The sequence below is a fragment of the Vibrio sp. vnigr-6D03 genome (assembly GCF_002835515.1).
GTDB lineage: Bacteria > Pseudomonadota > Gammaproteobacteria > Enterobacterales > Vibrionaceae > Vibrio > Vibrio penaeicida.
Map to the genome: position 1 here is coordinate 1 of NZ_PIZL01000065.1, position 7,757 is coordinate 7,757.

The following is a 7,757-nucleotide window of genomic DNA, read 5'->3' on the forward strand; positions in this document are numbered from 1 at the left end:
CTTTGTCAGCAGTCTGAAACCTCCCAGCCGGGAGGTTTTTTCGTTTGTGGTGCTATGTTTGTGGTGGCAGAGCCGATAATTTGAGTCGTTACGCTGCGTGATTTTAGGAAACACAAAACGCTTTTTTGAACATCGTGAAGCAGTGTAAACAAGGGAAGCATCAACGAACTTGTGTGTTTTGATTACTCGAGCGGAGACCAATAGCCCAACAACACCAAATCAAGGGAGTTAGCTAACTTCAAAGAAGCGTGGTTGTCTAGTTGGCTCCGATATTGAACACTGTAGCCTCTTGGTTTCACCTTTTTAGCAATGAATGAAACCAGTGCTTTCCCTATGCCTTTGCCACGGTATTTTGGCGTGGTAACAACACCCAAATCCAAAAATGTGGTTTCTTGCCAAGGGTATACACTGCTGGCAGAGACAAGTTCTCCATCCACAAACGCGCCATACACTTCCCAATGATCCAGCTCGACATAAGCGTTATCTAAGTCTTCTTCACTGATGTTTTGGGTAAAGTTGTTGAACACATTGGTATCGTCCTGCGTGAGAAGGCGACAACATACATCGTCAGGTTCGTGTGAAACCATTTTGGGGTGCGAAACAAAAATAGCGTCTTCATCGTGAAGCTTGATGTCAGCCAATGCTTCCTCTAGGTCAAATTGAGGTTTTTTAGTGTCACCAGCTAACCCCAATTTATTGAGCATGGCTTCCGACGCACTGATTTTCTTTTTGCCACAAGGCAAGGTAAATACAACGATGTCTGCACTGGATTTTTGCTGACGATAAATGTCATGTTTTTCAGTAGACCACACCTTTTCACCAGAGAAATCGATGTCCAGCCACTGTTGTTCTAAGCGTGTCATTGCTGTGGTTATCCTTTGGGAATACGCCTAAATTGCTCCGCGGCTATTTTGGCAAGTTGGCGATTGCGTCGGTCATTTCAATCAGCTTATCGAGAATGCGTTCTCCATCAACGCCGATACCGTTGTGCTCGTATTCGTTGGTGATCCACGCTTTGCTGTTTGGAATGCCTGCCAGAGTCTCTCGGCTATAATCCATTTCGACGTACATGTCGTCTGCGTACACAGCGCACGCGACTGGCACAGAATTACTCGCCAGTTTTTCCACATCGTACAGGCTGCCCCAGCTTGTTTTCTCTGCCAATAAATCTGCGGCTTGTTTGAGTGGCTGTAAACCTTGGAATTGGTCGAACATCCACGGATACACCATCTCACCGGTAAACAGGAACGGTTTGCCCGTGTTGTAGTGGAATTCAGGATATTCATCTCTCACACGATGTGCCGACCAAGAAGAGGCTTCATTTTGGTTGTAGATAGATTCATGCAACAAAGCGTAAATCGGGTTAGTGTGGAAAACCTGTTCTTGAAGCATGGCATTCAAAAAGCCAAAGCTCAGTGTTTCTTCGCCATTTACCGTGACAAAAGCATTTTCCAGTAAGTAATACATTGGCGTGTTAGCACCGCTTCGGCCAAGATTGGCGCCAATTAACTGGAATTGTTCTACCGAGAATGTCTGACCATTTGGCAAGGTCACATCATTGTTTAGAATGAAGTCTGCGATTTTCTGGCATTGAGCCTGCGCTGCTGGAAACTGCGCAAAGAACGCATTGTTTTTATCTGTCACACGTTTGTATGTTGCTCGATAAACATCGTCGGCGTGACGAACTAGTGAAGGAACGCCACCAGTTATTAAAGAACGTTCTAGTTTTTCTGGAAACATAGACAGATAGGTCAGAGAGCAGAAGCCGCCAAAACTTTGTCCAATAATACTCCAGCGCTTAACACCAAATTTCTCACGAATCGCTTCGGCATCACGAACGATGTTGTCTGCTCTGAAATGGCTTAGATATTGTGCTTGCTGATCTGGACTTTGACCCTCTAAGGTTTGAAACGTAATGACGCTGCTATTGCCAGTGCCGCGTTGGTCTAGCAGTAAAACACGAAATTGCTGAAGTGCACGCTTCACCCAACCTGAACTGCCATCCACCCTTGGTGAGGCAAACCCAGGACCACCTTGAAAATACACCAACCACGGCAGCGATTCGCTGTCTTTATTGATGTCGACCAGTTCTCTGGCAAAAACGGAAATAGTGTCGCCATTGGGCTGTTGGTAGTCCAACGGCAACTCAAAGGTGTGAGGACGAAAACGGACTTGTCCTTCAATAAATTCTGATCGCACTTTCTTCTCCTTCCATATGAAAGCAAGCAGAGAGTAGCAAAATTTATACGAGCTTGTTAGAAGCCGTTCAATCCAAGAGCGATGAACAATCCTAAATTTGCAATAAAACCAATCATATAGAAATAACTGCGTGGGCTAGGGTTACGTTCTGTTGCAATTACGTAGTACAGCACCATGTGAATTAGGCGTGCGATGGCGTAAATCCAAACGAAAACCGCCAGTGTTGTTGAAGACATACCAGCGAATATTCCCAAGATAGCAGGGAGAACAAATACAGCGATGTTATCGAGCGAGTTTTGATGGGTGCGATGGCTCCTAAATACAAAGGATTCGTGGCTCAGTTGGCTGTCTACAATTCCAGGGACATAGTGTGATTGTTTGCGATGAGCAACAGAAGCAACAATGGCTTGAACTAATACAGTGAATAGAATCAACCACAAGCCCCATAGTGTGAAAGAGTACTGGGAAAAAAGTTCAGCAAACATAAAAATCCTCGATATTTTGAATTTAGGCGGTATTTTGAATTTAGATTGTGCGCAATGTTTATTTTGTCAGCATATTAATTGCGCGCGACTAAAAAGTAAATAGATTGCGCGCAATTTAAATTGGTGTCCTTTCAATACTACGAATAAATAATCAATGCCGTTCACTAGGGTGGGGTGATCTTTCGAAGAATAGTACAAAAAAAGCCGCTACAAGAGCGGCTAAGAGAGAAATGAATGAGGGGAGTTATTTGCAGAGTTTTTCTGACATGGTGTGCATGTAGACTTCTCTGTCTTCATTGTTGTTTGCTACTTTGATCGCATCATTGATTTGATCGTTAGTGAAGCCGAAACGCTGTCCAACACTGAATACCATTGCAGGGCTGTCGTTATAAACGTGCATGTACATTTCATCCAGCGCGGTTTCACATTTATTTTCTTCCGCAAATGGAATACCTGCGATGCTGTTCATTGTTGGAATAATAGAGTCTTCTGGGTTAGTTGATACACAACCAGACATTGCAGAAGCGACAAGTAGAACGGAAAAGAACTTTTTCATGACGTAATATCCTCAAAATGAAATGTGTTGTTCCTTTTTGTGCCGCGTTCCTTGAGCACTAGAACACCTTTAGAAAATGAAAATGCCAGCTTGTGCGAGCAATAATCATAAACGTGCGAGACCAGATCTTCTTTGTGATGAATGATGGTTTGCGCTATGCCCATTATCGCCTGCATTTCACTTACGCTGGTATAACCTACGGTGAGATCTTGCTGAATCAACTCTGAGCGTTGCAGATGGCTTTCTGTATTAAGCGCGCCGCTTTCAGAAGTGTAATTCGAAAATGTTGATGACATAAATAACCTAAAACTTCATCACAATGCGATAAATATCACATATCTTAGTCATTGATGGCGCGCATGCTAACACGCTGAAATATTAAACAGTGTAAGCGTTTGTAAGGAGATAAGAGCAGCCCACTTTAGGTTAGCTTAAGGTAAAGTTTGTGAATATGATGCCGGACGCAGGAGAACGTAATGAATCAGGATGTGAGTAAAGTTTTTGAACATTACCCCGAAGCCATTCGAGAGCGACTTATGCAGGTAAGAGTTTTGTTGTACGAGGTGGCAGCAGAGGAAAACTTAGGGGAGATAGAAGAAACCCTGAAATGGGGAGAGCCAAGTTATTTATCACGACATGGCAGTACTATAAGGCTAGGTTGGAAACAGAGCGAACCAGAGCTTTATTGTGTTTACTTTCATTGCCAAACCAAACTGGTTGAAACATTTAGAGAGCTATATGGTGATGAAATGACTTATCAGGGCAATCGCGCCATTGAATTTCACATAGATAAGCCACTCGCAGAATACCCACTGAAGCATTGCTTATACCTTGCACTAAATTACCATAAACTCAAAAACAAACCTTTGTTAGGAGCCTGATAGCCCCATGAATAATGTTTTAATGGCTGCGGCTATTATGAGCTTCTTTGCTGCTTTTTTGCATGGTTGTATTGTACTCGGTGGGCCAGAATGGTATCGATTTTTTGGTGCTGGAGAGGGCATGGCTCAAATGGCAGAACAAGGTCGATGGTATCCGCACATTGTGACGGCTGGTATCGCAACGATATTAGCCATATGGGGAGTGTATGCGTTGTCGGCAGCTGGATTTATCATCCCATTACCCTTAACGAAATGGGTGTTGGCTGGTATTACAACGGTTTATTTAGCCCGAGGCATTTTTGGCATTGTTGCGATTAACATGGTGCATCACCCGTATTTTATTGAGCTACGTGAACAACAAACCTTTATGTGGGTGAGTTCGCTTATCTGCACGGTGGTTGGGTTAACGCACGCTGTAGGTCTTTATCAAACGTGGTCGAAGCTTAATTAATTCGGATAGAAAAACGGTGAGCTGTCCTATTTTTAAGAATTGGCTTCTTTTTTAGATATTTCTTATAGATGCACTCGCCAGCGAAAAGAGGCAAGGATAAATTGGATTGGAAATACCCAAGTGACAAGGAGTGTCATATGAAATCTTTTTCCGGTGAATTCCATATTACAGCATGGGACGAAAGCACCTATGTACAACGTGAAGGTGGATTCAAGCAATCGCTCGCAACCGTAACCCAAAATTATCGAGGTGGTATTGAAGGTGCTGGTGAGATTCAGTATCTCATGTGTCATCAAACCGCTGATCATGCAGTGTTTGTAGGTTATGAAATCATAACTGGCACCATAGATGGTAAAGCGGGCTGTATGGTTGTTCAGCACAATGGGAAGTTTGAAAAAGGCGTCGCTAGTAGCCAGATGGTTGTTGTACGCGATTCCGGTACCGGTGAGCTTAAAGGGGTAGAAGGTAACGGGCATTTTCACGCGGAAGAATCTGGAAAAGCCTTGTATCAATTTACTCTAAAATTTAATTAACCCCATTATCCATAGAGTTCGCTATCGCTAGTCATTCCCCCTGCCTTTTTCTTCATACTGGCTTTTTCGCAGTGCTTGGAGACACGCTTTTGACTTCTTTTTCTTGAGTTTATTGCCAAAATGGTTTGATGTTAGCTATTGGACGTTCAATGAATAGCGCCTAGAATGATCTATACTTGTTCCGACGACAAAGGCGCACGACAGTAGTGATAACGCATGAGTAAAAAAGACATTCAAAAAGCATCTGAGAACCTGAAAAAAGCCGTTCCTTTGATGATCAAAAATCAAGTTCCTACTACACCGACTAACTATGCCTTGTGGTATACGTATGTTGATAATTCCTTGCCTGAACTCAACAAAGAGCTGGATCAAGTGGTGTCGGACTGTGGGCTTTGCCCGCCAGCGACTGGGGAAGCGTTATACAGAAACTACGTTGCCAGTAAGCAAGAAACCGATGTGCAACAACTTCGCACAAGTTTAGAAAAACTCATCACCGAAGTGTCACACTCCATGAATGACACCTTGGAAAACACTAGTACCTTCCAAAAGCAGATGGACAGAAGCTTTGACAACCTTTCAAGAGTGGAAGATGAGGGTTTGTCATTTGAAGAAGTCATGGGATTGGTGCGCAACCTGATCACTGAATCAAAAGACATTCGTTCAACTACGCAGTTTTTGAATAGCCAGCTCAACGTCGCAAGCAAAGAAATTGGTGAGCTAAAATCTCAGCTTGCCGAATTCCAAAAAGATGCGCTTTATGACGGTTTGACCAACTTATTGAATCGCAGAGCGTTTGATAAAGATCTTTCTACTTTTTGTCGTAACAATAGCGCGTTCAGTTTGATCATACTCGACATAGACCATTTCAAATCTTTTAATGACCAGTATGGGCATGTCTTTGGCGATGCGGTTATACGCTCTATCGCCAAACGCTTAAGAGGGGCGTGCCGAGAAGGCGTTACAGCTTATCGTTACGGTGGTGAAGAGTTCGCATTTATCGTTCCAGATAAGAAGCTAAGGTTGGCAATACGCTTTGCGGAATCAGTAAGATCCAGCTTTGAGAAAATTAGCGTAAAAGACAAACGTAGTGGTCAGCAAGTTGATAGCATTACTTCTTCATTTGGTGTGGCTGAATTCCAAGAAGGTGAGTCACCAGATTGCTTGATAGAACGCGCAGATACTCAGCTGTACGAAGCGAAGCGACTGGGGCGAAACCGAGTGATGCCTATACCCAAGTAGGGATTGCTTCCAAACTTAAACTTAAACTTAAACTTAAACAGATAAATATCGTTTTTCTAAACACTCGCCGTAATGCGAGTGTTTTTTTATACGTTACGTAATGACTGCATGTGATCACATCATCACAATCAATGTCGAATAGCTGAGCAAAAAGGGAAAGTAATAAAAAATATGGCTTGAGAGAAATTAATCGTTGAAGTTCGTATTTTTAGCAGATAAGTTAACACTATTGAGGTTTTTGTAACAAAGTGTGCTGTGCCGTTCCACAGTATAAATAATAAAAAGACAGGAAGATGTAGTATGTACCAAACCGACGACGTTCGTATTAATAAAGTCAAAGAATTGCTTCCGCCCGTAGCAGTGTTAGAGAAATATCCGACCACAGAAGTTGCATCTTCAACCACTTTTGAAGCGCGTACAGCGATTCACAACATTTTAGAAGATAAAGACGACAGACTTTTAGTCATCATTGGTCCGTGCTCAATTCATGATACGGAAGCGGCGCTGGAATATGGCAAACGCTTAAAAACACTGCGTGATGAGCTGAAAGGCAACCTTGAAATTGTCATGCGTGTTTATTTCGAAAAGCCACGTACTACGGTTGGATGGAAAGGGTTAATCAATGACCCATACCTTGACGACACGTTCAAATTGAATGATGGATTGCGTATTGGACGTAAGCTTTTGTTGGATTTAACGGATATGGGCATGCCTACAGCGAGTGAATTCTTGGACATGATCACGCCGCAATACGTGGCGGATTTAATCAGTTGGGGCGCGATTGGTGCTCGTACAACCGAATCTCAGGTTCACCGTGAGCTGTCTTCTGGTCTTTCTTGCCCGGTTGGGTTTAAAAATGGCACAGACGGCAACATTAAGATTGCATCAGACGCCATTCGAAGCGCAAGCGCATCACACCACTTTTTATCGGTGACTAAGTACGGTCATTCAGCCATTGTGGAAACAGCGGGTAACCCTGATTGCCACATCATTCTGCGAGGCGGTAAAGAGCCAAACTACAGTGCAGAACACGTTGCAAAAATTAAAGATGAGTTAGCAGCTTCTGGCTTACCTCAAAAAGTGATGATTGATTTCAGCCACGCGAACAGTTCGAAACAATACCAGCGCCAAATGAACGTAGCCGACGATGTTTGCGCTCAAGTTGCTGGTGGTGAACAGGCAGTGTTTGGTGTCATGATTGAGTCGCACCTTGTTGAAGGTCGCCAAGACCTAGTGGATGGTAAAGCTTCAACTTACGGTCAGTCGATTACGGATGCATGCATTGGCTGGGAAGACACAGAAAAAGTGTTACGCCAACTCGCTGACGCAGTAGAAGCGCGTCGCAACGCATAATTGCAATTCTATATATATATCCATACAAAAGCCAGCAATTTGAAGTGACCCCATAAAGTT

10 protein-coding genes are annotated in these 7,757 nt (G+C 43.4%); 5 read left to right on the forward strand and 5 right to left on the reverse strand.

Features of this window, described 5'->3' with window-relative positions; genetic code table 11:
* Window positions 1–182 precede the first annotated feature (182 nt).
* The 5 genes from CW749_RS27700 to CW749_RS27720 all read right to left on the reverse strand — a co-directional run bounded on the left by CW749_RS27700 (window position 183) and on the right by CW749_RS27720 (window position 3,536).
* Complete coding sequence (locus CW749_RS27700) at window positions 183–863, reverse strand: GNAT family N-acetyltransferase (protein ID WP_101115700.1); 681 nt, start codon at window positions 861–863, stop codon at window positions 183–185.
* 43 nt (window positions 864–906) lie between these two features.
* Entirely contained in the window at window positions 907–2,199 is a 1,293-nt protein-coding gene (locus CW749_RS27705) for an alpha/beta fold hydrolase (RefSeq protein ID WP_101115701.1), read from the reverse strand.
* A 56-nt stretch (window positions 2,200–2,255) separates the two neighbouring features.
* Window positions 2,256–2,684 carry an MAPEG family protein gene (locus CW749_RS27710; RefSeq protein ID WP_101115702.1) on the reverse strand — a complete coding sequence of 143 codons (429 nt, stop codon included), beginning with the start codon at window positions 2,682–2,684 and terminating at the stop codon, window positions 2,256–2,258.
* Between the two features lie 244 nt (window positions 2,685–2,928).
* Window positions 2,929–3,240 (reverse strand): hypothetical protein, encoded by a 312-nt coding sequence (locus tag CW749_RS27715; RefSeq protein ID WP_101115703.1) that lies wholly within the window; start codon window positions 3,238–3,240, stop codon window positions 2,929–2,931.
* A complete protein-coding gene (locus tag CW749_RS27720; RefSeq protein ID WP_101115704.1) occupies window positions 3,237–3,536 on the reverse strand; it encodes a hypothetical protein in 300 nt (99 codons plus the stop codon). Before CW749_RS27720 ends, CW749_RS27715 begins: the two co-directional genes overlap by 4 nt.
* A gap of 180 nt (window positions 3,537–3,716) precedes the next feature.
* Here CW749_RS27720 and CW749_RS27725 point away from each other — a divergent pair, with 180 nt between their 5' ends.
* The 5 genes from CW749_RS27725 (at window position 3,717) to aroG (ending at window position 7,697) form a co-directional block, all read left to right on the forward strand.
* On the forward strand, window positions 3,717–4,121 hold the full coding sequence (locus tag CW749_RS27725) for a DUF1801 domain-containing protein (protein WP_101115705.1): 405 nt from the start codon (window positions 3,717–3,719) through the stop codon (window positions 4,119–4,121).
* 7 nt (window positions 4,122–4,128) lie between these two features.
* Window positions 4,129–4,572 carry a hypothetical protein gene (locus CW749_RS27730; protein ID WP_101115706.1) on the forward strand — a complete coding sequence of 148 codons (444 nt, stop codon included), beginning with the start codon at window positions 4,129–4,131 and terminating at the stop codon, window positions 4,570–4,572.
* Window positions 4,573–4,709: 137 nt separating this feature from the next.
* On the forward strand, window positions 4,710–5,105 hold the full coding sequence (locus tag CW749_RS27735; protein WP_101115707.1) for a DUF3224 domain-containing protein: 396 nt from the start codon (window positions 4,710–4,712) through the stop codon (window positions 5,103–5,105).
* Between the two features lie 216 nt (window positions 5,106–5,321).
* On the forward strand, window positions 5,322–6,344 hold the full coding sequence (locus tag CW749_RS27740; protein WP_101115708.1) for a GGDEF domain-containing protein: 1,023 nt from the start codon (window positions 5,322–5,324) through the stop codon (window positions 6,342–6,344).
* A gap of 300 nt (window positions 6,345–6,644) precedes the next feature.
* Window positions 6,645–7,697, forward strand: a complete 1,053-nt coding sequence (aroG, locus tag CW749_RS27745) for a 3-deoxy-7-phosphoheptulonate synthase AroG (protein WP_101115709.1) — start codon at window positions 6,645–6,647, stop codon at window positions 7,695–7,697.
* Window positions 7,698–7,757 lie beyond the last annotated feature (60 nt).

Bases quoted from the DNA above. Each gene is read 5' to 3' on its own strand.
- CW749_RS27700 (WP_101115700.1), bottom strand. From the start codon at position 863: ATGACACGCTTAGAACAACAGTGGCTGGACATCGATTTCTCTGGTGAA.
- CW749_RS27710 (WP_101115702.1), bottom strand. From the start codon at position 2,684: ATGTTTGCTGAACTTTTTTCCCAGTACTCTTTCACACTATGGGGCTTG.
- CW749_RS27715 (WP_101115703.1), bottom strand. From the start codon at position 3,240: ATGAAAAAGTTCTTTTCCGTTCTACTTGTCGCTTCTGCAATGTCTGGT.
- CW749_RS27720 (WP_101115704.1), bottom strand. From the start codon at position 3,536: ATGTCATCAACATTTTCGAATTACACTTCTGAAAGCGGCGCGCTTAAT.
- CW749_RS27725 (WP_101115705.1), top strand. From the start codon at position 3,717: ATGAATCAGGATGTGAGTAAAGTTTTTGAACATTACCCCGAAGCCATT.
- CW749_RS27730 (WP_101115706.1), top strand. From the start codon at position 4,129: ATGAATAATGTTTTAATGGCTGCGGCTATTATGAGCTTCTTTGCTGCT.
- CW749_RS27735 (WP_101115707.1), top strand. From the start codon at position 4,710: ATGAAATCTTTTTCCGGTGAATTCCATATTACAGCATGGGACGAAAGC.
- CW749_RS27740 (WP_101115708.1), top strand. From the start codon at position 5,322: ATGAGTAAAAAAGACATTCAAAAAGCATCTGAGAACCTGAAAAAAGCC.
- aroG (WP_101115709.1), top strand. From the start codon at position 6,645: ATGTACCAAACCGACGACGTTCGTATTAATAAAGTCAAAGAATTGCTT.